General features: G+C 38.5%; 18 protein-coding genes and 1 tRNA gene. 4 read left to right on the top strand and 15 right to left on the bottom strand.

The features are described from left to right. Window positions 1-73: 73 nt before the first annotated feature. Window positions 74-1,579, bottom strand: a complete 1,506-nt coding sequence (locus JW962_03860) for a hypothetical protein (protein MBN1374438.1) — start codon at window positions 1,577-1,579, stop codon at window positions 74-76. Between the two features lie 70 nt (window positions 1,580-1,649). Continuing rightward, window positions 1,650-3,191: a glutamate--tRNA ligase gene (locus JW962_03855; GenBank protein ID MBN1374437.1), complete on the bottom strand. Its 1,542-nt coding sequence runs from the start codon at window positions 3,189-3,191 to the stop codon at window positions 1,650-1,652. Between the two features lie 73 nt (window positions 3,192-3,264). Here JW962_03855 and JW962_03850 point away from each other — a divergent pair, with 73 nt between their 5' ends. Beyond that, entirely contained in the window at window positions 3,265-4,482 is a 1,218-nt protein-coding gene (locus JW962_03850) for a hypothetical protein (GenBank protein ID MBN1374436.1), read from the top strand. A 168-nt stretch (window positions 4,483-4,650) separates the two neighbouring features. Here JW962_03850 and JW962_03845 read toward each other — a convergent pair whose 3' ends face one another. From JW962_03845 to recA, 3 genes are read right to left on the bottom strand one after another with little or no spacing between them, the layout of a single operon-like run. Beyond that, entirely contained in the window at window positions 4,651-5,832 is a 1,182-nt protein-coding gene (locus JW962_03845) for a D-alanyl-D-alanine carboxypeptidase (GenBank protein ID MBN1374435.1), read from the bottom strand. Between the two features lie 16 nt (window positions 5,833-5,848). Then, the gene (gene recJ, locus JW962_03840; GenBank protein MBN1374434.1) at window positions 5,849-7,534 is read right to left on the bottom strand and encodes a single-stranded-DNA-specific exonuclease RecJ; all 1,686 of its coding nucleotides are present in this window, start codon (window positions 7,532-7,534) and stop codon (window positions 5,849-5,851) included. Window positions 7,535-7,541: 7 nt separating this feature from the next. Next, window positions 7,542-8,555: a recombinase RecA gene (gene recA / locus JW962_03835; GenBank protein ID MBN1374433.1), complete on the bottom strand. Its 1,014-nt coding sequence runs from the start codon at window positions 8,553-8,555 to the stop codon at window positions 7,542-7,544. A 156-nt stretch (window positions 8,556-8,711) separates the two neighbouring features. On the opposite strand from recA, the gene JW962_03830 reads away from it, so the two are divergent. Further along, the gene (locus JW962_03830) at window positions 8,712-10,037 is read left to right on the top strand and encodes a DUF3048 domain-containing protein (protein ID MBN1374432.1); all 1,326 of its coding nucleotides are present in this window, start codon (window positions 8,712-8,714) and stop codon (window positions 10,035-10,037) included. Between the two features lie 64 nt (window positions 10,038-10,101). Continuing rightward, window positions 10,102-10,674 carry a hypothetical protein gene (locus JW962_03825; GenBank protein ID MBN1374431.1) on the top strand — a complete coding sequence of 191 codons (573 nt, stop codon included), beginning with the start codon at window positions 10,102-10,104 and terminating at the stop codon, window positions 10,672-10,674. On the opposite strand, the gene JW962_03820 is transcribed toward JW962_03825, so the two are convergent. The 4 genes from JW962_03820 to JW962_03805 form a co-directional block, all read right to left on the bottom strand. Beyond that, window positions 10,652-11,794 (bottom strand): hypothetical protein, encoded by a 1,143-nt coding sequence (locus JW962_03820; protein ID MBN1374430.1) that lies wholly within the window; start codon window positions 11,792-11,794, stop codon window positions 10,652-10,654. The two genes, JW962_03825 and JW962_03820, sit on opposite strands and share 23 nt — an antisense overlap. Continuing rightward, window positions 11,764-12,399, bottom strand: coding sequence for a tRNA (guanosine(37)-N1)-methyltransferase TrmD (gene trmD / locus JW962_03815; protein ID MBN1374429.1), 636 nt, complete (start codon window positions 12,397-12,399; stop codon window positions 11,764-11,766). Before trmD ends, JW962_03820 begins: the two co-directional genes overlap by 31 nt. 164 nt (window positions 12,400-12,563) lie before the next feature. After that, window positions 12,564-12,635 (bottom strand) — tRNA-Glu (locus tag JW962_03810). A gap of 109 nt (window positions 12,636-12,744) precedes the next feature. Further along, the gene (locus JW962_03805) at window positions 12,745-13,191 is read right to left on the bottom strand and encodes a L,D-transpeptidase (GenBank protein MBN1374428.1); all 447 of its coding nucleotides are present in this window, start codon (window positions 13,189-13,191) and stop codon (window positions 12,745-12,747) included. Window positions 13,192-13,406: 215 nt separating this feature from the next. Here JW962_03805 and JW962_03800 point away from each other — a divergent pair, with 215 nt between their 5' ends. Beyond that, window positions 13,407-13,868: a transcription elongation factor GreA gene (locus JW962_03800; protein ID MBN1374427.1), complete on the top strand. Its 462-nt coding sequence runs from the start codon at window positions 13,407-13,409 to the stop codon at window positions 13,866-13,868. Here the strand turns inward: JW962_03800 and JW962_03795 are convergent. From JW962_03795 to JW962_03770, 6 genes are all read right to left on the bottom strand, one after another. Next, window positions 13,865-14,656 (bottom strand): hypothetical protein, encoded by a 792-nt coding sequence (locus tag JW962_03795; GenBank protein ID MBN1374426.1) that lies wholly within the window; start codon window positions 14,654-14,656, stop codon window positions 13,865-13,867. The genes JW962_03800 and JW962_03795 overlap by 4 nt on opposite strands. After that, entirely contained in the window at window positions 14,653-16,011 is a 1,359-nt protein-coding gene (locus JW962_03790; GenBank protein MBN1374425.1) for a hypothetical protein, read from the bottom strand. The genes JW962_03795 and JW962_03790 overlap by 4 nt, the downstream gene beginning before the upstream one ends. Window positions 16,012-16,563: 552 nt before the next feature. Beyond that, window positions 16,564-18,510 carry a UvrD-helicase domain-containing protein gene (locus JW962_03785; protein ID MBN1374424.1) on the bottom strand — a complete coding sequence of 649 codons (1,947 nt, stop codon included), beginning with the start codon at window positions 18,508-18,510 and terminating at the stop codon, window positions 16,564-16,566. After that, complete coding sequence (locus tag JW962_03780; protein ID MBN1374423.1) at window positions 18,510-19,709, bottom strand: SH3 domain-containing protein; 1,200 nt, start codon at window positions 19,707-19,709, stop codon at window positions 18,510-18,512. The genes JW962_03785 and JW962_03780 overlap by 1 nt, the downstream gene beginning before the upstream one ends. Next, entirely contained in the window at window positions 19,702-21,504 is a 1,803-nt protein-coding gene (locus JW962_03775) for a fibronectin type III domain-containing protein (GenBank protein ID MBN1374422.1), read from the bottom strand. The genes JW962_03780 and JW962_03775 overlap by 8 nt, the downstream gene beginning before the upstream one ends. Before the next feature lie 60 nt (window positions 21,505-21,564). Next, a complete protein-coding gene (locus tag JW962_03770) occupies window positions 21,565-24,774 on the bottom strand; it encodes a fibronectin type III domain-containing protein (GenBank protein MBN1374421.1) in 3,210 nt (1,069 codons plus the stop codon). Between the last annotated feature and the right edge of the window lie 10 nt (window positions 24,775-24,784).

The following is a 24,784-nucleotide window of genomic DNA, read 5'->3' as shown; positions in this document are numbered from 1 at the left end:
AATACTTTGCACTAATGGATGATGCAATTATATAGAGTTACAACAGCAAATTCAATATCGTATCAACCGGTTACTATTTCACCGACACTCCAAGAATCCTTAGATATTCTTTGGACTTATCGGTTATGAATCCTTGCGTATCCATGTCAATTGCCTTTCGAAAATGTTCTATTGCAACACTGTCTTCACGTTTTGTAAAGTTAATAACACCAACAACATATTCGGTAAAAATCTGTTCCTCGAATGTGATATCGGCCACTATACCTTCGGCAGTTGAAATGTCCCCTTTTGAAACAAGGTATTCAACATATAGTAAATAAAACATGTCATTTAGTCCTAAATCGGAAAGCTCTTCCTGACTGTAGGTTAAAAGTTTGTTTACATAATAAGTAGCCTTGGGCTCATTGTCTTTTCCAAGGTAATAGTTAAGTGCCTTTAAGCAAATTTCCCCATATTCGGTCCATTCTTCATTTCTTTCATACTTCTCGGCAACCAAAATAAATTCTATATCAAGCTTCGAAAAAAGATTTCCTGCTATTAAGAAGTCAACATACTCTTCCTGTACGGGAGAAGCTTCGTCACCGGCTAAAAGAATAGCCTGTTCATATTTTAATATTGCATCTTCCTTATCACCCTGCTGTGATTTTATTTGGGCAATCAACCAAACCGGCTCATACCTAAAGGGGTTAACAGTACACGCAGTTTGCGCACAAGCTAAAGCCTTACTAACATCCCCAAGCTTAAAATATGCAGAAGCCAATAGAAAGTTAGGCTCCCAGTAGTTTTGAAACTCAGACATTTTCGTCTCAAGCAGATAAACCACATATCTGTCAAACCCATTTTTCAGTGCCTCGTTTGCAATAACCACAAGTGTTTTTTGGGTTTTACCGGCATCATCCAGTTCGGAATTCTTAATCTCGGAAAGAGTTGTATATAGCGGGCCCAACGCTGAAGTGTCCTTACAAACCGAAATAGAGTTAATTGCTGTGTTGTAATCAGAACCCGCAAGTAGTGTTTTTATAAGGACTAGAGCTTGCTTGTAATTATTGTCACAACTGTTTATGTCTGACAGATAACCCGTTGCAAGATTATATTCTCCGACCTTTAACAGGGCATTAAACAAATATACATCTGACTCCTGAACAGAGTTTGCCTTAAAAAGTGATTGCAACGTTGCCGAACACTCATCATATCTTCCGTTTTTATATTGACTTATACCTATCTCACGCTGAATTCGCTCATCCGATCTTACTACTCCTTCAGTAGAAGATAAGAACTGAAGTTGAAGGTCATATCGGTTTTTACTCTTGTAAACGTTGGAAATTGCAAGATATGTGTCAATATTATAAGGATCCAGATTAAGAGCTTCGTTTAGATTTTCAAGCGCCGTTGAATAGCTCAAGTCCGAAATATTATCGATTGCTGTAAGGTAATACTCCTGTGCTTTTAAACGATTTTCGTCGGAAACCTTACCCCAGAAAAATTTTACGTATACTGCATATCCTAGAGCTCCCACAAAAAATACGGCACCTACAACGCCAAGAATTTGAAGTATCTTTTTACCTGTCTTTGGGTCCATTTTCATTTTATAAATCTTATTTTATATATAAGTTTACGTTTAAATCAAATCCATAGCAACAGTTTGCAACTTATTGCGAAAGCCTTGCCAAGACTTCTTTCTTTCCAAGAAGCTGCAAGCATTCAAAAAGTGGTGGTGAAAATTCCGATCCACAGATAAGTACACGAACAAGCATGAACAAATCACCATGCTTTATGCCAAATTCATCAGCCGTTGATCTTACATCTGCAACCCATTTCTCTTGCGAAATATCGGATAAATCATTGTATCCGTTAAAGACTTCAGTGTATTTTTCTTTGGCATTTTCCAAAACGGTAGATTCGTATGCAGCAAGCCCTTTTACCGTACTTAGTTCCGGTGACTTAATCTGCTCATAAAAAAACAGAGTACTATCTAAGATGTCGGAAAGTAAAACCATTCGCTCCTGAACAAGTTCTAGAATTCTTTTAAACTTATTCAGGTCAGCCTTCCATAATGGTAGGAGTTTAGAAATCTTTTGTTTAAGACTTGCCTCCCACGGCTCCGGATCCTCGTATTTGTCAGTAATAAACGGCTTAAGCACTAGGTTTTCACCCCAAGATATTATCACCGAACAAAGCTTGTCGATACTAAGGTTTCTTATATGTTTTCCATTTATATAATCAAGTTTCTTTTGATCGTACCTGGCACCAGCCTTTTGAAATCGCGTCAAATCAAAAAGGGAAATAAGTTCCTCGACAGAATAGATGTCGTCCTGATTGGACTTTTCAGGTGGAGGCGACCAACCACAAAGCATTATATAATTAATTACCGCCTCTTTTAGGTATCCTTTACGTAAATATGCAAGCGCAGGCATTGCCCCGTGGCGTTTGCTTAACTTTCCTTTACCATCGGGATTAAGAATTTGTGGAACATTTACCCATATAGGTTGCTCCCATCCGAAAGCGTTATAGAGAAATACATTTCTAGTGGTCTGAGTAAGATACTCTCGTCCTCGAATAACATGTGTTACTTGCATCAGATGGTCATCAACTACTACTGCGAAATGGTAGGTTGGTAAGCCATCGGATTTAAGCAGAACCATATCATCAATTTCATTATTATTTATTCTGATTTTCCCATAAATAACATCGTTAAATTCGGTAAAACCCGCAAGCGGAAACTTCATTCGTACAACGTATTTTTCACCGGCGTTCACACGTTTTTGGGCTTCTTCCTTTGAGAGATTTCTACAGGCACGATCGTACATCACTCTCTCCTTATTCTCTTGCTGACGGCTACGCACCTCCTGCAATCTTTTTTCCGTGCAAAAGCAGTAATATGCTGCACCCTTTTCGACTAATTCGTGAGCATACTTTGAATAGATTTCTTTGCGCTCGGACTGAACGTATGGTCCATGCAATCCACCAACATGAGGCCCTTCGTCAAAGGTAATTCCATAGGCTTCATAGGCTTCTATCATTGCTTCAACACCCTGTGGAACCTTTCGTTTCTGATCGGTGTCTTCTATACGGATAATATTGGCACCACCGTATTTTCTAACAAGAAGATAGTTATAAAGGTACGTACGAATATTCCCTATATGCACCTTCCCTGTCGGACTTGGAGCGGCCCTTACACGAACTTTATTCATTGACGAAGTATCATAATTAAGCTATATTCATAACAGAAGTATACTCTAGTTAAATCTTTACTTCAATTTGGCAATGACACTTACAGAGGCGTCCTACTGGACAAAAAAAGGTGGAATAATCGTTGGTGTTGCTATACTCTTTGTGCTTGGAATTTGGCAACTTGTTGCTTTTTTGTATCCAGGGCCTAAACTTCCTGACAAGTATATTATTGCAAACAACGGTTGCGGCAAAGTTTATCCACCCAGTCTCACCGGACTTCCGCTTGAGGTAAATTTTGAGAACCTTGAAATTGAAACAGAGACCGGAAAATATCCTGGCCTTCCCAAAATTGTTAACGTCTACAAATATGAAGTCTCACCCGATCTTGGAGTAATGGACATTGCAAAATCACTTGCAAAGTCGCTCGGATTCGATCCTGAAACAATACGCCGCGAGGGACAAACTGCCTATATATTCACCAATACGGCAAAGGGAAAAATTATGGTTGTAGAAACACGAAATCAAAACTTCACAATAAGTACAAACCTATCCTATTTCCAACCATCGAGCTCAAGTATCATTGACGTTAATTCAATCACTTCATCTGCAAAGTCTTTGATTACCGGTCTAGGCATAATGCCTTCTAATATTGACGAATCGAAAACAATTACCAGGTATTTACTTGTGACCTCACAAAACAATCTACAAGAAACAGCCTCTCGAATTGATGCAGATGTACTTAGAATCGATTATGTCAAAACCAAGGCAATTGTGGTAATTGAAGAGGAATATCTTGAAAGTAGAGAACTTGGCGCCTTTCTCCAAAAAGAATTAGCTAATGCCCCAAAGCAAAGATTGCAATCAGATGGCAAAAATATTGTTGTACGCGCCTACAACGTACCTCTTGTTACCGAAAAGCCCAGTCAATCAAATATATTTATTGTGCTAGCCGGAGCTGAGCGATATACCACCGCAAAAGATTCACTTCTTTTTTTTAACTATACCAACTGGCCGATTTCGGAAGCGCCTTGCGGAACCTATGAACTAATTGGTGAGGAAAACGCTGTTCAAAAAATTAAAACCGGTAATGGTTATCTGGTCAGTTTAAAGCTTGACGGTGCACTAACGCTTGATACCGTTCCGGCCGATACCGTTGTAACCTCACTTAGAGTCTTTGATATCTCGCTTGCATATTTAGACACTAGCTACGAACAGGAATTCCTACAACCGGTTTATGTTTTTACTGGTGAAGCCAACACAAGTTATGGTAAAGCTGATTTCGTTATTTACGTTCCGGCAATAAAGTATTAGTTTACTTCCTTAGGGACAAATCTGTAACAGGTGACTGTTTCACTACTTTACTACTTACTGCGTAAGCTTCCGTTGATTCCTATGTTCGAAGTGAACCCTTTATCTGTTTTATTTTTATTGTTAAAGCTTGCCACTTCTCTCATAGTTATCTTCCGGAGGATTACTTCACTATTTCACTGCTTCACTACTTACTGCTTCACCCACTCCCAGTAAACACTTCGTACTTTCAAATCTATCGTAAGACCCTAGGACAACATACACAACATCACCTACATAGCTAACAAGGCAACCACCGGCACTACCGGTATAGCCGGTTTTCCCACCATCAACCAAATCATCGATTAACAGTTCGTTAATGTTTGTAAGATTAATTTCCCGAATAAATTCACCATCCATTGTATATACCGAAATATCCTTATTACTTGTTTCAAGTTTACCCCTTAGGTAAGAAATATTTAGAATTACATTTAGAATCTTGACAACATCTGCGGCAGAAGAATACTGAAGGGAGTCATCAAGTCCAACGGGATTTGCAAAGTTTGTATTTGTAAGCCCAAGTGAACTTGCAAAATTATTCATTTCGGCAATAAAATTGTTATATCCGCCGGGATAATTGTCGGCAAGAATATAAGCTGCGTCATTCGAAGACTGAATCAGAATTGCCGAAACAAGATCATCAACTGTAAGAAATTCACCTTCTAAAAGTCCAAGTTGACTACCATAATAATACCTTGGTGTAACCACCGTTAACAGCTGGTCCTTACTGTAAGTATTGTATGCGACATAGGCTGTTATCAATTTGGATATACTTGCAATGGCACGTTTATTTGAAGCATTGTATGCAAAGATCTCCTCGCCCGTTGACAAATCAACAATCAATGCGGCCGAAAGCTTATCAACACATTCAGCATAGTCTATTGAAAAATTTTTTAACTCCACTGCAGGTTGCGCCTTACTATCAATCTGAATATTTGGGTCAACAATGTCCGCTCCTACTAAATAATTTCCTGCAGCCTCACTTGTGGTAAAAATACCTTTTATTACAAAAATAAGTATTGGAAGAGTGATGATAAAAGCAATAAGAAAAATGGTCTTGGGGTTAAACGGTCTTGCCTCAAGGTCTTTCCAACTTCCCGAAACATATATCGGCTTTTCTTTTAAATCTGTGGAGAATGTTTGGGCTGACTGATTACTAGTACCAGCAGTAACATCCGAATCGATAATATTAGAGGATTCGTTAGAGGGTTGCTTTTTCAATCCATGTTCAACTTGAAACTTGGACTCCGGTAAATTATTGGATAATAAACCGGTATTATCTTTCGGTTCAGGACTTAGAAAGTTTTGATGCATTTTAGAGAAATCCATGTTAATCTGTTACTCGAATATCGATAAATCTGAACTGCAATGACTCACTACCGTTCCATTTGTTTACCTCGAGATATCCTACAAGATCAACAATGTTTCCGATTTTAACGGTTGCTGTCTTTTCGGCAAGCGAAAATCCTATACAGTCTATGTAATTATACTCTCCTCCGACAGTTAGTTTAAGGTGTGAATCGCCGACAATTTTTATTGCATCAATCCTACCACTGCGTAACATAATTAATGGTTCCTGATTTCCTTCACCAAACGGCCTTAACTGCTGAATTGTCAAAAGTAACTTCCAGTCAAATTCATCGGGTTTTAAACTAAGCTCAATGTTATGGGTAACATAACGTTCTTCCTTGTTTGTTATTTCATTAATACTTGCTCTTAGTTTACTAACAAAATTGTCTATATTTTCAGTATTAACGGTAAAGCCTGCTGCTTGGTCATGTCCGCCGAACTTTTCCAAAAGCTCTTGCATTGATTCAAGTACAGATACAATGTTTACACTGGATATACTCCTAATCGATCCAACGGACCTATCCGGTCGTTTACTTAACACTACTGAAACTTTGTTAAATTCGGAGTTAAGTCTACCGGCAACAAGTCCGACTAGACCCTCGGGCCAATCCTCACCAATAACAACAAGTGTGCTGGAACTATCATCAACAGTTTGGGCTTTCGCTTGATTATAAAGATCTGTAGTTATTCCTTTTCTTTTATCATTTAAATCATTTATTTTAAGCACATGTTTTTCGGCAATTTCTTCGGTGTCTGCAACAAGTAACCTAACGGGATCAAGTGGATCCCCAATCCGACCACAAGAATTAAGTCTCGGAATGATTTTGTACGAAAGGTCTGCCGACGAAATTTCTAGTGAATTTAAACCAAGTGCCTGATATAAGGCTATTAAGCCTGCACGCTTTGTTAGTTTAAGCTGTTCCAGCCCATACCAAAGAAGAACCCTGTTTACTCCTATACTGTTAATCATATCCGAAAGTATTGATATCGCGACAAGATCCAAGCCCGGAATATTAAGATATGAAAAGTTCTTAGTATCTTTAAAATATTCACAACCGCACACCAAAATCCAAGAAATTGCAGCCCCGGATGTACCTAAAAACCCTTTTTTACTTTTTACTTCCGGATGCAAAACTAAACAATCCGGCATTTTAGCAGGCAATTGATGATGATCGGTAACTATAAAGTCAATTCCCTTCTTGCTCCATTTATCAATCAGTTCATGATCTCTTATGCCGCAGTCAACAGTTATTACAAGGTTTACTCCACGTTTGGACATTGTAGATATTGATGAGTCAGTTAAGCCGTAACCCTCACCTTCCCGATCCGGAATATATGGAAGCACATTAAGTTTTAGTCGATTGTAAAGATACTCCCACAAAATTGCCGTAGCAGTCATACCATCAACATCGTAATCGCCGTGAATATATACCTTTTCTTTTCGCTCGACGGCAAGATTTATTCTATCAACGATTTTCCGAAGATCTTTGAACTCCGAAAGATGTGGTAAATCGGAAATTTGCGGGTGTAAGAATTTTTCAATACTTATTCTGTCCGTTACACCACGGTTAAACAAAAGTTGCAGTAAATAAGGATTGTAGTCCGATAAGTCTGATGGGATATTACCTTCCAGAATGGAGTTATCGGAAAGGATCCATCGCGCCATAATTATATTACTTAATTTTTTCCCTTACTTTTTTCTCAATATCCTTGCAAAACTTTGTATCTTCCTTAAGAAGCTGAATCATCTTTGACTGACCTTGTGCAATTTGTTTTCCTTCCATACTTATCCATGCGCCTTTCTTTTCAAGTACACCAACTTTTATTGCTGCGTCAATGATACTTGATTCTTTGTCCATTCCTTGTGGATAAATAATTGCAAATGTTGCCCGTCTGAATGGTGGGGCAACCTTGTTTTTAACAACCTTGACCTCCCGCAAATGTCCAACAATCTCGTCACCTTCGGTGATTTTTTCGCGCTGTCGAATGTCCATTCGAACGGACGAGTAGAATTTAAGCGCCTTACCTCCGGTAGTTGTTTCCGGGTTGCCAACAAATACACCAATGTTTAACCTTATTTGATTCAGAAATATTACGGTTGTTCCTGTTTTGGCTGAGATTGCAGTTAATTTGCGTAATGCCTGAGACATTAGTCTTGCCAAAAGACCCATGTGTGTATCACCCATATTTCCTTCTATTTCGGCCTTTGGTGTAAGTGCGGCCACTGAATCAATAACGATAACATCCATTGCACCCGAGCGTACAAGCATTTCTAATATTTCAAGTGCCTGTTCACCATAGTCTGGTTGAGAAATGTAAAGTTCCTTAATATTGACTCCTAAGTTGCTTGCATAAACAGGGTCAAGTGCATGTTCTGCATCAATATAAGCGGCTCTTCCGCCCTTTTTCTGGGCTTCAGCAACAATATGCAATGCTAGCGTAGTTTTGCCTGAAGATTCAGGTCCATAAATTTCTATTATTCTACCGCGCGGGACCCCACCGACCCCAAGCGCAACGTCCAATGAAAGCGCTCCGGTTGGAATTACATCAACATCAACATGTTTTTTGTCACCCAAACGCATAATTGAACCTTTACCGAACATTTTTTCAATCTCGGACACGGCAACACTAATGGCACTATCTTTTGAAGCAACGGCAATACTGTCATCATTCTTTTGCTTTACCATCTAAAATACCTTTAAAACTTAGTGGCTCGATTGTAACAAACCAACCCTCGTGTGTAAACCAATTAAACTGACATTTTGCCACAATAGATAGTTACAATAAACAAAATTTAACGTATACTATTCGTATAACGATTGATTAACTTAAGCACCATAAAAATGAAAATCATTGATACCACAAAAAACCCCAACATTAATCAAAGCTTACCCTCGAAAACACATTCAACCGCTACCAATTCACCGATCGACCCAAAACATGCCACATCTCCAATGACACATACCCCATTAGAATCCTCAATTCCCACCAAAATAAAAGAACGTAAACTCTTAAAGTTTTTAAAAGCCATCAAGAACTGGGTCTCAAAACTACCATTCGTCCCACGAATACTTGTAATATCACTTCCATTTGCCTTAATAATCGGAGGAATCGGATATTTCACCTACACGTCAATTACCAGTAGAGTTGACCCACAAAAAATCAATCTTCCCTCTGATATTGACGCAAAAGTAAACAATCCCAACCCAAGCATATTTTTGGAACAGATTTCTGACCCTAAAACCATGGAGAACCCAATAAACGGGATATTTATGTCTGTAAAAGAATACGAAAAAATGACAGAAACACCCCCAATCGCCGTGATGATAGAGAACCACCCCGACGCAAGACCCCAAACGGGACTTATATATGCCGATATCGTTTTTGAAACACTTGCAGAAGGCGGAATTACAAGATTCATGCCAATTTATTGGTCACACATGCCTGAATACGTAGGTCCGGTAAGAAGCACAAGGCTTTATTATATTCACTGGCTTCTGCCATTCGATGCAATCTATGCCCATATTGGCGGGGCCGTAACAGACAGTCCAAATACAAATGCAATGGGTGCATTATTTACATACAACGTTAAAACCGTTGGATTCTCCGACATTTATTGGCGAGACAGCAAGCGTGCATCACCACACAACGCATACGTAAACACAGAAGATATGATCAGTGCTGCTAAAACACTTGGCTATAGTATGGAAAGTAATTTCACTAACCCTCCTTTTAAAACCGATGCAACGTACACCAATCGAGGTGAAACCTCGTGCTATGTTATACCCTGGAAGAACTTTACATCCGGAATGGACGTTGAGTTTAAATATGACAAAGATTCCAATTCTTATAAACGATATTTAGCCGGACAACCTCATGTTGACGCAATAACGGGTAGTCAAATCTCCGTTAAAACAGTAATCATTGAGGAGACTACATTTACTCAAAGCTTTGATTATGAGGGTCATCTTATACTTGGGACCACGGGACAAGGAAACGCTACAATTTATATAGACGGTAAAAAAATCGATGCGACATGGAGTAAATCCAATGTTAACGACAGAACAAAATATTACGTTAGAGGAACCAATGAGGAGGTAGTATTTAATAGGGGTCAAATCTGGGTTATGATTCTTCCGATAAACCTGTATACATTGCAAGACAGGTAGCCTGATTATTGAAATGTTCACAAAAAGTATGGTATAGTAGTATATTAACCTTTAGAATTTCTATATGGACATATTAGACAAGATACTAACTGCTGACACAAGAAGATCACTTATTACCTGGTTTATTAAAAACCCGGGAGAAAAAATCCACCTAAGAAGCATCTCTAGAATTATAAAAAAACAGGTAAATGCCGTAAGCCGTGAGCTTGCTAACCTACTCGATATTGGCTTTATTAAAGCCGAAAAGGCCGGTCGAAAAAAAATGTTTTCTGCCAATCCGCAATTTCCACTTTATGAAGAATTTCTAAGACTTGTATATAAAACAACAGGACTTGGGAAAAGTATCATTCAAAATTCAACGGCTATTGGAAATGTTCAAATTGCTATTTTAACAATAAACTATGTTAACAATACCCACAAAAACCAGTACGATGTCGACCTTTTATTGGTCGGAGAAATTCACGTGCCCGTTGCAAGCCACCTTGTAAAACAAGTCGAAACAGAAGAAAAGCGCGAAATTAAGTATTCCGTTCTAACAAAAGATGAGTTCGACTTTAGGCGCAAAAAACGTGATATGTTTATAGAACGAATTCTGGATCCTAAAAACATTATCCTTATTGGTGGTGAAAATCTTTAAGCGATTCTTTTGCTAAAAGAAAGAGTCCGCAACTCCTTGCAAAAGGATGTTCAGATTTATATAACCTACTGCTAAACGGTTTTCCTTTCGAATCATATATCTCGTACACCCCTATCGACCTTACTATCTGACTAGCCACTTTCTTAAAGATATTAACGGCTTTGGATTTAAGTCCAATTTGGGCAAGTGCGATTACATATAAAAGCACAGGCTCAAGCCAGTACACACTACTTCCGTTGGCATAATCGCCCATTCCACTAAGCCGATTCCAAATATCAATTTTGTGTTGTTTATATGCCGGAAAAACAGTACTAACAAAAGGATCCTTATATAGATTTTTTTCCACAAAATCCAATATTGATACAACTTCTGCTTTTGTCGCGACGTCATAAACTACTGCAAGCATATTGCCTACAGTACAAAAGTTTGTATGAGATTTTAAAAATACCCAGTCATTATAATAACCATTACCCCATAGCTTTTCACGAATCGACTTTAAGACCCTTTGAGAAATATCTCTAGCCTCACTGGAAATTGAACCAGCTTCCACTAACGCTTTATAAAATAGCACATTTGTATAGAGCACTTTACCAAGCTTGTAAACTCCATCGTTCCAACCAGATATTGGTAAATCAAATACAAGGTTATCCTTGCCTATTCTTTGTATACACCAGTTAACAGCATGTCTAAAATTTTCTAAATAATCTGCTTTTTCTAAAATTCCTTTTTCCCACAATTCCGAAAGTAAAATAATAAAATATGGAGTGCTGTCAGAAAACGAGCTTAAAAAGAAAAACTTATGACTTCTTACTTGTGAGATATAAGGAATTCCAACCTTTATTCCACAAAATGGGAGAACCGGAAAATTTCTTCTTATTAAAAATGGAATCTGTCCACTTTTTCGCTGAAACCTTGCAAGCAATTTTACATGAGAAATAACAGGAGCAACATCGCCTAAGCTCAAAGCTCCAAGTGCAGCCCAGAAAAAATCCCCCGTCCAATAGTCGTCATACGTTGTAGATCCGGCAATAATACCATCGGATGTATAACATGCCCGTAACTCCGAAGTTGCAATTTCGGCAGCAATTTTTATGTTTTCTTGCGCTGAGACTCTCGCCATTTTTTAATTTCTTCGTGATTACCACTTAACAATACCTCCGGTACCGCCCAGCCCTTAAACTTTGCCGGTCGTGTGTAATGAGGATATTCTTTATTTTTCTGATCTGTTTCTTCTGTTAATGAGTCTGCATTAATAACTCCGGGAACAAGGCGTGTTACCACATCCACAATAGTCATTGCAGGTAGTTCACCGCCGGAAAGAATATAATCGCCAATGCTTATTGATTCGTCGACCAAATTGTCTTCTATCCGCTGATCGACACCTTCATAATGACCACATATTATAATAATCTCTTTTTTTTCTGAGAGTTCGTGTGATTTTTGATAATCAAGCTTTTTACCCTTTGCAGATGTCAAAACAACATGCGAGTCAGTACTCTTTAGATCATTAAGGGCATTAAATATCGGCTCGATCATTAAAACCATCCCGGCACCACCACCGTATGGAGTATCATCAATCTGTTTGTAATTACCTAAACTCCACTTTCGCAAGTCGTGGACCTCTATCGATACAAGCTTTTTATTAATAGCATTCTTTATTATGCTAAAGTCTTTTATTGTTGAGACAAAGTCCGGAAACGGAGTTATTATTTTAAATTTAATCACGGCTTTTTTGAAAATTTATGAATACAATTTACGCTTTGCAAAATACCCACTCGCTACGGGGAGCCTGAGATGTACCTAACTCAGGCTAAGGCTGAATGCGAATACTTGGAGCATGGATCAAGAAACTAAACAAGTGATACAGGTTCGATTCCCCACTGAATAAATACCGCTACGGGGAATCGAACCCCGATTACAGGATTGAGAATCCCGCGTCCTAACCGTTAGACGATAGCGGCACAAGTGAGAAACGGTATATTTAAAGGTATTACGTAAAAGGTATCAAACCCGAAACGCCAAACCCATAGCATTGATAACGGGTTATAAGCAACCTGCGGTCAACAATCTCTACTCGATCACAATTACAAAGTCACCAATTTTAAAGAGCTCACAAATCTTAAGGATATCATCATTGTAATGATATATACACCCAAAAGACTCAGGTGAACCTATTATATCAGGCGTATTAGTCCCATGCAAAGCTCTTTCTGTTGGAATCCAGGTGCGTCCATCAAAATAATTAAGTTTTAAAAGGCACGGTCCGTAAAGTGAACTCAGTTCAAAATCTTCATAATACTTAACAATCTTCCAGACACCCACAGGAGTTGGATTTTCGGCAGCCCCGGTTGCAACTCTATAGACATAAATAGTCTCATCGGAAAACACATATTCTCTTTGTTCCGAAAGATCAACAATTGCATAGTTATTAAAAGGCATTACCAGCTTGTTGTTTTCCATCTTTAACTTGGCATCAATAAGCTTTTCTGCGAAGACCTTTATTTTAGTTGTTCCCACCTTGAACAACCGATATAATCCTCAATCACAGATGATTCTAGCTCTATTCCAACGGGTAAGGTATTTGTTAACAATGTTATCAATTGTTCGGAACTTCGGTACCCTGTAATTGCGACAACTATTAACAAATCTACAAAAGCCGAAACAATCACTTGACATACTAGAATGACACGTGTAATAATTCTTTCGTTTTTCATTAACTTTATTATATATACATGGATAAGGTTGTACAATTAACTGCAGAGGGAGTACAACAATTAAAGAACGAGCTTGCCGAACGCAAGGGACCCAAGATGCTCGATATCCGTAAGCGAATGGCCGAAGCCAGATCAGCTGGTGATTTATCGGAAAACAGTGCCTGGAGCATGTCTCAGGAAGAGTACGAAAACAACGTAGCAAGAATAAACGAAATTGAACAGATACTTGAAAACGCAAAAATTTTAAAGAACGTTAATTCCAAAACTGCCGAAATCGGATCAACTGTAACCGTTGTTAAGGGTAGAAAGGATATCGAATATACAATCGTTTCTCCACAGGAGGCAGATCCCAAAGAAAACAAACTCTCGGTTGAATCACCACTTGGCAAGGCAATTCTAGGCAAAGAAGCTGGAGATACTGCAAATTATGCTACCCCGTCTGGTAAAAAAGAATCAGTAAAAATCAAATCGGTAAACTAGCCACCCAATGTTACAATTGCCACAACAAGAAAGGCTATTATTGTCTGAAATATGTTGTCTTTTTTGAATCGTCCAAGTTCAATAAGCCTTAGGACCGATGAAAACAAGAAAAAAATATTTGTAAAGAAAAGTGCCTCTCGAAAGAAAAGCAGTTTCGACTGATGATCTATAAACAAAAAGACCATATACATCACAAAAATTGCTAAGAGATTTATTATATAAAAGAAAGGCTTTGTTAAAAGTTCAAGCTTAAAGGTTGCAAATATCATTATCAGATAAACGATTAGAACAGCACCAAAGGTTAGATCTTTTAAGAAATATCCAACCAATAGTATTCCCGCAAAGAAAATATATACGGCAACAAAGTCAATCAGTTTTATATATTTTGAGACCGAATATGCGTTTTGTACTGATCTAAGCAATGCAGCAAGAAAAACCGTCCAAATTGTTGATGAGATCAAAATCCATAATTGACCTGAATACCCACTTGTTAAGAGAATCAGAACTCCAATTGTAAGAGTCCATATTAGAATCGGAAAACCAAAAAATATTTGAGTTAAAGTCCAGTTCCTTTTCGCTCGTTTCTGATCATTTATTCTTGTCAACAAAACGTAAAAGGAAAGATAATTAAGTCCAAGTGAAAGTATTGCAAGTACAAGATGCCAAGATAAAAGGTATGAATCAGTATTAAGAGACTGCTTAACAAAAAAAGTAAGCTCAAGCACGACAAAATATACTAACGAACTAATTAAAAGATTCTTTTTGAATATTTTGCTTTGGGTTTTCATATAACTATCCCTCCCCCAGTAAATGAAAGCTGTGCAAAAAGCGCAAGCATGAATATAAGAACTCTGTAGCCGTAGTGACCTTTGTAGCTGTTATTTCTCCACAATATAATTACACGAATAATCTCAATCATTACAAATATCGACAAAAACAGACCGATTGTTCCCCGGTTCAAAAACTTTGAAGTCATCTGTTGCCCTTCGGTAAGAAGCCGACCAAGTACATTACTTCCCATGAACACAGCTCCCGAAACACCATATACAATAAGATTATCGACACCCACATTGGCAGCCGTTCCGGAGTTGTCAAGAAGGATTAACTGTTTATTTTTTTGTTCAAAAATCTTCTTGGGTACAACACACGTTAGCGATTGATTTATCACATTACAATTAATAACATCTGTTGATGTTTTAATATTCGCTTTTAGAACGTCCTTTGTTACCGTTCCAGTTAAATTATATGTGTCATCTGTTAATCGTTCATAAGAAAGGTTGGTTGGAGCTAATTGGACCCAATTATTGTTTGCAATTTCATAATTTACCATGTCACTATAAACAATATTTCCCATTGAATCCAGTAGATCGGCAGTAAGTTTATGCCCACCTCGTTTTGAAAAGTTTAATCGTTTACTAAAGGTCCCACTCGAAATAATTGCTCCACCAATACTCTCACCATCCATGAAAATCTGAACCAGCGGATTTTGTACATCGGTTGAAACAGTTCCCAGCACACCGAACAGCTCATCAATTACAACAGAACCTTCTGTCGGATAAAGGATATTTAACGGCTTCGATGATATATCAACCGTTTTGGATGAATCACCAAGCGATCCAAAAAGTTGCACAACTAGGGTAGTCTCGGATCCTTCAAAGAAGCCCTTAACAACAGCAATTCCTACATCAATAAAGCTGTTATTTAATATGTTGTCTCGATGAGTCGGGCTATTCATCCATGCTTCGTGCACCCCGGATGAGTCCTCGAAACCATAAGCTAGGTTCTCACCTGCATAGGTATAATCGTATCCCGATGACAAAATATACATCCACGGACTCTCTCCGGAGGGACCATAGTGTGCCCAGTACTGTTTATCAAGCATGTCATAAGCCTTTAGATACGCTGCTGCCACAAGTTCGTTGTTTACTTGCAAGGGAATTAATCCACGGGAAATTCTATCAACATTTGCAAGTGCAACAAGTGCAGCTTGTTCAATTGAACCGGCATATGCGGGGGATACTCTAAAGGTTGAAAACAACGCAAATATAACAAAGAAAAAAGTGCTAACAATATTAAAATAACGATTAATTCTAGAACTTTCGCGAAGTCCGAAAGTTTTCTTTAATTTATTGAATAGTTGCATTATGTTTTGACGGTATATAATACTTCTTCACTATAACAAAAACTCGGAACGGAGACAACAACAGATAGGTCATAAAACCATCTAACAAAAGCACTATTGCGACTATTGTAACAGGCTGAAAAAGAATGGCGTTACAATTGATCATCTCCTAAATTATCTTATATAAATATCCTCAAATCACGCAAAATCACTGTTTATGAATTTCGGTACTGACTACTAAAGTTAAGCAGTAGAAAGATTTTCCAACTTTTTTAAAAAGAGCTTTGCTTCTCAATAACTTGTATACAAAACAGGTACAGACACGTACACGCAAGGTATACACCCTCAAAGTCGCCTCCTGCAGGTCGCTTTAATGCTCAAAAAACTTGCACGTGGGTCAACTCTAAATTACCCAAAAATTTAAGTTAAAGAAATCGTCTGAAATAGCGAGTTTCAATATAATTCGGATCCCCTATTAAAGTTCATCACCACGGGAAATCATGTTTGACAAAGCTTGAAGTGTTATTCTTTAATGAAAACACAACAAATCGTAACACAAAAGCTTCCACAGGTTTACATAATTATCTGAAGATGTTCCTCCGGGATCTCACTTAAAAAGCGAGAAGGACTTCTGGACATAAGTCTTGCTGAATTAAATCTTGTATAACTTAAAAATACTTTTCGCTTCGCACGAGTGATGCCAACATATAAAAGTCTACGCTCTTCTTCAACTGCATCGGTACTTTCAAGTGATCTAAAATGTGGCAGGACCCCCTCCTCAATCCCAACAATAAACACAACCGAGAACTCAAGACCCTTTGAAGCATGTAGTGTCATAAGATTTACTGCACCTTCTTTATTCGTTGATTCACTCTCAATATCCAGCATTAGTACGACCTCTTCTAGGAAATTAAGCAGGTCACTGTTTTGAAATCCATATTTTTCGGTGACGTGTTTTAGTTGAACAATATTCTCAAGTTTTTCTTCGTATAGCTCGGGGTATTTATTGGCTAAATACTCTTTGTAATTAGTTGTTTCAATTATAGTGGTAACAAATTCGGTAAGGGTTGAAAACCTTGAAAAATCAATTTCCCTAAAAGCTTCTACAAACTTGTCCAAGAATTTAAGGGCTTTTATGTCTTTGTCGGAAAGACTTTTGGTATTACTTCCAAACGGTAGTGCAACCCCGGAATTAACAATATATGCTCTTACTAACTCCTTGGCGCTTATACCGTTTTGTGACGAAACTTCCTTAAGTTTCGAAATAGCTGACGGTCCGATTTTCCTTGCAGGTGTATTAAGTATTCTAAATAGAGATATGTCATCTTTGTTGTCAACAAGAAAGGAAATATATCCAATTAGATCTTTTATTTCAGCACGTTCGTAAAACCGGTACCCTCCGTATATCCTATACGGCAATCCATAACTTACCAACTGTTCCTCAATCACACGGGATTGGCTGTTTGTTCTATAGAAAATGGCAATATCATTAAAAGAATAACCCTCATCCAAAAGCTTTTGGATCCGACTTATCACAAAGAAAGCTTCGTCGTTCTCGTCATCGCCTTCGTACAAGGTAAGATCTTCGCCTGTATCAGAGACAGAAAAAACTTCTTTATCTTCACGCTTTGTGTTATTTGCAACAAGACCATATGCGGCATCAATTATTTTTTGTGTGGATCTATAATTTGTATCAAGTTTAATGATCTTTGCCTGTGCAAAGTCAGATTTAAATCTCAGGATATTTTCAATAATTGCACCCCGCCATGAATAAATACTTTGGTCGTCGTCACCCACTACACACACATTTTCGTTTGAAATATTCTTGATTAGCTTATATTGGGTTTTGTTGGTATCTTGGTATTCATCGACAAGAATGTATGAATAAGTCTGTTTATATTTTTGTAAAATTTCGGAATTCTCAGAAAACAATTTAAGCGGATACGCTAACAGGTCATCAAAATCAACTCCACCCATGTTGGACTTGCGTTTTTCGTATTCGTCATATACTTTAGCCATTAGCTCAACCTGAGGAGAGCTAAAATTAAGTTTTAAGTAGTCGGAACTTGAAATCAAGTCACTCTTAAGCCTTGAAATTACGGCAGAAACTGCACCAAATGAAACCTTACCAATGTTAAAATCTTTTATTATTTCTTTAATTATGTTGTCTTTGTCGGTACTGTCGAATATTGGAAAGTTTTGATTAAGACCTATCTCTTGGGATTCCCGACGTAGAATATATGCACCCCATGAATGAAACGTTCCAACAAACATACCCTTAAGATTTACACTTGAGTTAAGCATCTGGGATACTCTACTTCTCATTTCTTCTGCAGCTTTTTTGGTAAAGGTAAGTGCCAAAATGTTATGTGGCGAAACCTTAAGCTCATTGATTAAATATGCGATTTTGTGAACGATAACACGAGTTTTTCCGGAGCCTGCACCTGCAAAAACCAAAAGTGGAGAATCAAAATAAGTAACTGCCTCTTTTTGCTTGTCGTTAAGTGTCTGAAGATCCATTAAAGAAATTCTATATATGTTCCCGAAACCCAGCCTTCGCGAGTCTCATCTATCTTAATTTTGTACCACGAATTAACATGCTCTACAACAATGAAAATCTCACCCGGCGACACTTTCGTTACTATTTCTGCTGATGAGGATGGACTTTCACGTACATTTAAAAAGCCCCACTGATTTTCTTTTACACGTACAAAAGTATAGTCAACATTGTTTGTAATAAAGCTTACGCTAAATTCGGTTCCTTGTATGGGTAGTTTGTTTTTGTCAACGATAATGAACTTTTCCGTATATTCTCCGGGCATTATTCCCGGTCTAAGTTCAAAAGTGATTGGAATAGTTTCTCCCGGAGGTATATCCTGATCGATTTTTTTTGCATGTGATCTGCTTGGCCATACTCCTGTTAAAAAGAATTGACTATCATGCAAAAACAAGTCGGTTGTAACAATGTAGAAATCGTCTACTGCATACCAAGCATAATCGCCGGTATTCTCAATATTAATTTTTACAGACAGATTTTTGTCGGGATCTGTATATTCCTCATTGGAAACTGTTGTTACACTCCCCTCGTAAGTTCGCTTAAAATTGTCGGACACTGAAAGTTGTCCAACAAAAGAAGATATGCTAACAAAAGATTCTTCAAGCGAGAAATTTGACACAAAACTATCTTGAATTTGGGTCTTTTCAATTTTACAATCTTTTACCAAAACTGCACTCGGAGAAATATCGTATACATCTAAAAGATACGAAATAAACGAGGAAAGTGTAGAATCTAGACTCCCTGCGAGATTTGTTACGCCAACAAGCACGATTCCCTGAGTGTTGTTTACAACAAGTGGCTGTAAATCTACCCAATGTGAAGTTTGCCGTCCCTGATATATAGTTCCACCATCATATACAAAATTGTATGGAATATCATAAAAATGAAGTGATGTTATTGTATAAAAATATAGAGATTTGTACCAATCTTCTGACGAAACATTATTATATAAACTAGATTTATCAATGTTACATAATACTATTTTCTCGACCTTTGCATACTTATCAAATCCCGATTCCGCTATATTTCTGTCTACATCAACTGTTTGATAGTGTGACTCGGCCTTAACCTGATTTAAGAATAGCTGTGCAACCAAAGTAAAACCTAACGAGCTCCCCAAGATTGTAAAGAATAATAAACTTAAACCCGATTTACTATTCACTTAAGGTATCTATTATTTTATTTTCCCAGGCATGCTTTTTATTATATATGTACAGCTGGCTGGAAAGAAGTATGGACACAATAAAGGTGGCAACCGACATTATAATCGTTATTAATCCGGCCGTTTTGGGGGATGATCCTTTTAGAACTGACATATCTAAAAGTTTGTTTGATCTACCATCGGACGAGCCATATGAATCAAGAGTAAACGAGGTTCCGGTCTCGGCTGCGGATACTTTAACCGTTTGGGTGTCATTATCACCATAGGTTGCCATTGAAACAAGTACGTCATCGTTATTAGTTGACTGATAGTATGATGTTCCAGATGTAGTATAAGCCTCTCCAAGGCTAATTGTAAATCCACCGGTAGCCGAAGCAACGGTCGAAAGCTCCTGAGAGGATCCTCCTGACCCCTGGCTGTCAGCATCGGAAATTGTAGCATAAACAAGTGTATCATTTTGTCCGGTTCCGGAAATGGAACCATTTAAAAGTGAAAGTGCCGGAGGAGTTGCCGATAACTGGTTTAACGTTACAGCCCTTGCTGTTGGGGTAAAATATCTATCGGTTCCGGAATTTACACGAATATAATAGGTTCCGCCTATATCAAGATCTGTTAAGGTAACGTGATGGGTGTAGTAAAGCCCTTGGCTCGCTACGGTATCACGCTCGTCGTAGGCCGTGTTATTTAATGAGTTGCCTGAACTCCCGTAAGATACAGTACCTTTAACTTTAACAGGTGTTACCCAAGAAACGGAAAATCTTGTGTCGGTAACATTTGTAATTTTTACACTTGATTCACCGGTTACAATAGAAGAGGTACCCAACGCCGAAGAAGTACTCAGGGATATATCCTGACTAAGGTTTGACCAAGATCCCTGTGTGGTATTATTAACCGATTGATTACTTGCCTGATTTTCGGAGTTATTAGTAGTGTTGCCGGCGTTTGTGTTATCTGTTGTCCCGGTATTAGTGTTAGTGTCGGTGTCAGTGTCGGTATTGGTGTTAGCATTTGTATTGGTGCCCGTGTTATTTGTCTGCTGTTGTTCAAGGCTTGCACTTGCCGATAATGTTACGTCAAGTGCAGTAACGTTAGCTCCAACAGTAGAAACTACACGACCCACACCCAGCGACCCACCCTGAACCGAAATGGTAACTTGAGTGTCACCGTCAAATGTGAATTTCCCTGAGCCATTCTCAGTTAAAAGATTGGCGAGATCGACCTCCCAGCCACCGTCTTCGTTTGTAATAGATGAAACTGTTGCAGAATTTGCACCGGAATTATCGGTTAAAAACACGTAAACAATTGCTGCTCTACCCGGATCATTAACTACTGTTCCATAAAGCGGGCTTGGAGCAGAAAGTCCTAAATCGGTTACCGGAAGAGTTGAGAAATTGTAAGGATTATCACCTGATCCATACTCGACCGAGTTAGAGACTATTTTGTAGTTGTATGTGGTTTCGGGATCCAGATCCTCTAAGACAACGTAATGTACAGTATACTGGTTTAATGAACCAGCAATTATGTCACGCCTGTCGCGCACAAACATACTAAGATCACTTGTTGTTCCGTATATTACGTATCCGGTTGTGTCGGTTTCGGTTACCCAGGAAAGCACCACCGAAGTATCTGAAAGATCGGTGAGTTTTACGTTTTGGGGTGTTGTAGCGGGACTTGCCCCCGGTTTAAACTTTATAACACTTAAAAGTCCCCATACAATAGCGCCTAAAGCCAATATTACAAGTAGTGAAATCCCTAATGTCCTAAGAGTTCTTTTAGTCTCGAAAGAGATATACATTAAAAACCATTACTAATCCAAATTTGTTACCCAATATACCATAAATTAGTAACTAGGTCATTATTTCAGGTCCTCGCGTTTGCCCGGATCCCACCTACCACGACCTGTACTTTGGATAAAATAGGCTCTAAACTCGTCAATCGGGAAATCTTCACCGTATTTTCGAGTTGTCCCCTCAATTTGCTTAATAATTCGGCTTTCATATCTACCTTTATTCCACTGAGTTACTATTTCGACAGGAATTCCCTGTGAATTAAGTGACAAAATTACGTCGTCGGCAGTATATCCACTGTAACTTTCAAGTCCATGAATTCCTATTAAGTTCCATGACGGCTTAATATCGACTGGAACGGCACCTTCTACAAGGTATCCAAACACATTAAAGGTACAAGCATTGTGACTTCGGATTACATATCCCTCACCCGGCGTTATTACAAAATCTTCGGTTTTAGCGCCATCGGTTCTAGTTTGGTATGCTTTCCAAGCACTATCGTATCTGGCAACTAAAGTCACATCACATCCTTGGGCATTCATTGTTTCAACAAACACGGAAGCTTTGCTCATATCGTCTGAGTAGAATGGAAATGCCATATAGTTAAAGCCTTCGGTAAGGTTAACTTGAAAATTGTCAGCCACTTTTTTAAGTGTAATTTCGATGCCTGGAGTTTCTAGAAATTCTTCATTTTCATCTAAAACTCCATTTTCGTTGGTATCAAGGAAAAGAATAATTGCCCCTTGAGTCCCTTCAGAAACAGTCGTATTTATTGAGGTTGTGAGTGAATAACCTTCAGGAATTACCTGGAATTCTCCACTACCCTCAAATATCACTAAACCATTGTTACCTACGCTCACCGTTTTTTCTCCAGCATACACAACATTAGTTAAGTTACTACCGTCCGAGGGTGTTACAGGAATCAAACTAAGTACATAATCCTTGGGAGACTCAGATGTTTCAGCTACCTCAACAGCCAGGTTCTGTATAGTTCCATTCGTATTTACAGCAATAACCCTTACAGTTTCCTTCGTCTTCTCCCACAAATCAGTCTCAGCAATTATTGCTGTATCATCAATTTCCATATATGCACTAGCCTCATATGCATCACCTGGCTTTTGTAATCCGACAACAACTTTGCTACAAGTACTTACTCCCGTAGTGCCTGTAACGTCACAATATAGAGTAACTTCTCCAGAAGATAATGCCAGCGATCCTGTACTTGCGTACGTTGGAACATTGGTGTCAGGACCTACCTCTATTGAAGGTTCTCCTTCTGTTCGTTTAAATGTACCCATGTTACTTGAGTCTCCACTACCTGGCTCAAATGTACCAACATATACCTGACCCCGAGAAGATACAAACTTCCCTGATTGTTTTACCACAACAGTAGTTTCCCCTTCCAGCTCTTTTAGAGATTTATCAGTTGTAAAGGTACCCTGAACATCTTGTCCATCCATTTTAACTGTTCCCGACAATTTCACATGAGCGTCAGGGTTAGCAACAAAGACTCCCTCTTCGCTTTTGCCCGTTCCCATTGAATCACCAAGGCTTGCATCATAATTACTAATGTAATCTAGTGTAGTAGAAGATGTCCTGAATTCTCCGCTATAAGTCGTGGTCGGAGTTGTAAAAGACCCTTCATATGAAATCACGGTTCCAGAATACTGTTTAAAGGTTCCGCTACTTGGAGGTAACTGAGCAACCCGTGTCGTTCCTTCTAATGTCCTATTAAATTCTCCAGAATAAGTACGTCCCATACTGTCTGACATTTCAATATCAGCAACAACAGAACCATGCTCATCTGTGGTAAACACCTCTGAACTTGTCCTATTGTTTTCACTAAACGTGACTCTGACCTGCGGATCTACACAGGTCTTACCAGGACCAACCAGTGAACTGTCAGGACATGTACAATTACAAGAATCTACGCATCCACATTTTGCGCCCCAACTAATTTTTTCTTCCCCACAATTTACTTTTTTTATAACAGGACTCGAACAACTATCTACCGAGATTTTATCGTTGGTAGCTGGAGAAACCGGCTGTATCCCAGTCTCCGTTTGCTCCTGATGGGTTGTCTGATATGCAGGTTGCGCAACAGAACACGCACCTGTATCATTACAGCTTCCATCAACCTCTTTTGTACAAAAAAGTCCACTACCATTTTTGTAAACATTTCTAACACAAGTTCTGCAGCAGCTTCCCGCAGCGTTTTTAGTTGCACAATATTCTTCAGGATACGCATAGGTATATCCTTCACATGCAGCGTAAACGGGAGTACTAATTGCAGAAAGCACAGAGAAGTTCTTATTGGGAGAGGTTGCATTTGTTACCATGGCATTTATCGTATAAGTAGGCGCAGGGGCATTATAATCAAACCTAGTTACACCAAAATTTGATCCCGTAACTTTAGTATCAGTTACATATACAATCTCAAAATTTTGGAGATTGTCATCGGTATAACCACCATAGGCGGAACCATCTGCAAACCTAGCATTAGCAATGTCGATATACCAGCCATTGTCTTCATTTAAAAGCGATGACACCGGAAGAGAGGCAGGGTTGTCACCCCCGCTCATATATGAGTAAACAACAACATTTTCTCTCCTTCCTTCGTTAAAGAGTACCGTTCCATAGGATTGATGTGGATCAATAAGGTCGGAAAGCTCAGGGAATGTTGTAACTTTCATCTCAAGTAGATTAACTTCTCCAAAGTCAACATTTAAAGCCGCCTGTTCTTCCAAAGCCTTATTCCCATACCAGCGAATACCATTACCAATCATGTAATAATACTCGGTTTCCGGCTTAAGCCCGTAAACAGTAACATAGTGAAGGTAATAATTACCTTTTTTATTGACCTTAACCTTAAAGTTAAGCTCATTGGCGTTAACGATTATACTTTCCCCGTCGGAATATTTTGTAGATTTTGCACGTTCATCACGTTTTTCACCGGCGGAAAGCTCGGCTGCGTTAACATCTCTGTCGTCAAAAAATTTGGTTGAACCAATAGACGCCAACGGCCCCGGCAAAAAGCCCTTTTTGTCACGGACAAGCACAACTCCTGGTTCTTGTGAATCGGAAACCCACGAAACTGTAAAAGAGGTGGCTGTAAGATTGGTAAGCCTAATATTGCTGACCTTACTATTGTACTTAAAAAAGTATAGATAACCCCAAACTCCTACACTTACTACAACAAGTCCCAAAAGAATTGCCCACCACCATTTTTTAACAAACTCCCAGACAGTAGAAAAAAGATTGGAAAATACATTAGCCATTGAATAAGAA

The organism is Candidatus Dojkabacteria bacterium (assembly GCA_016927995.1).
Classification (GTDB): domain Bacteria; phylum Patescibacteriota; class Dojkabacteria; order JAFGLO01; family JAFGLO01; genus JAFGLO01.
This window is presented reverse-complemented; position numbering and strand designations above follow the sequence as displayed.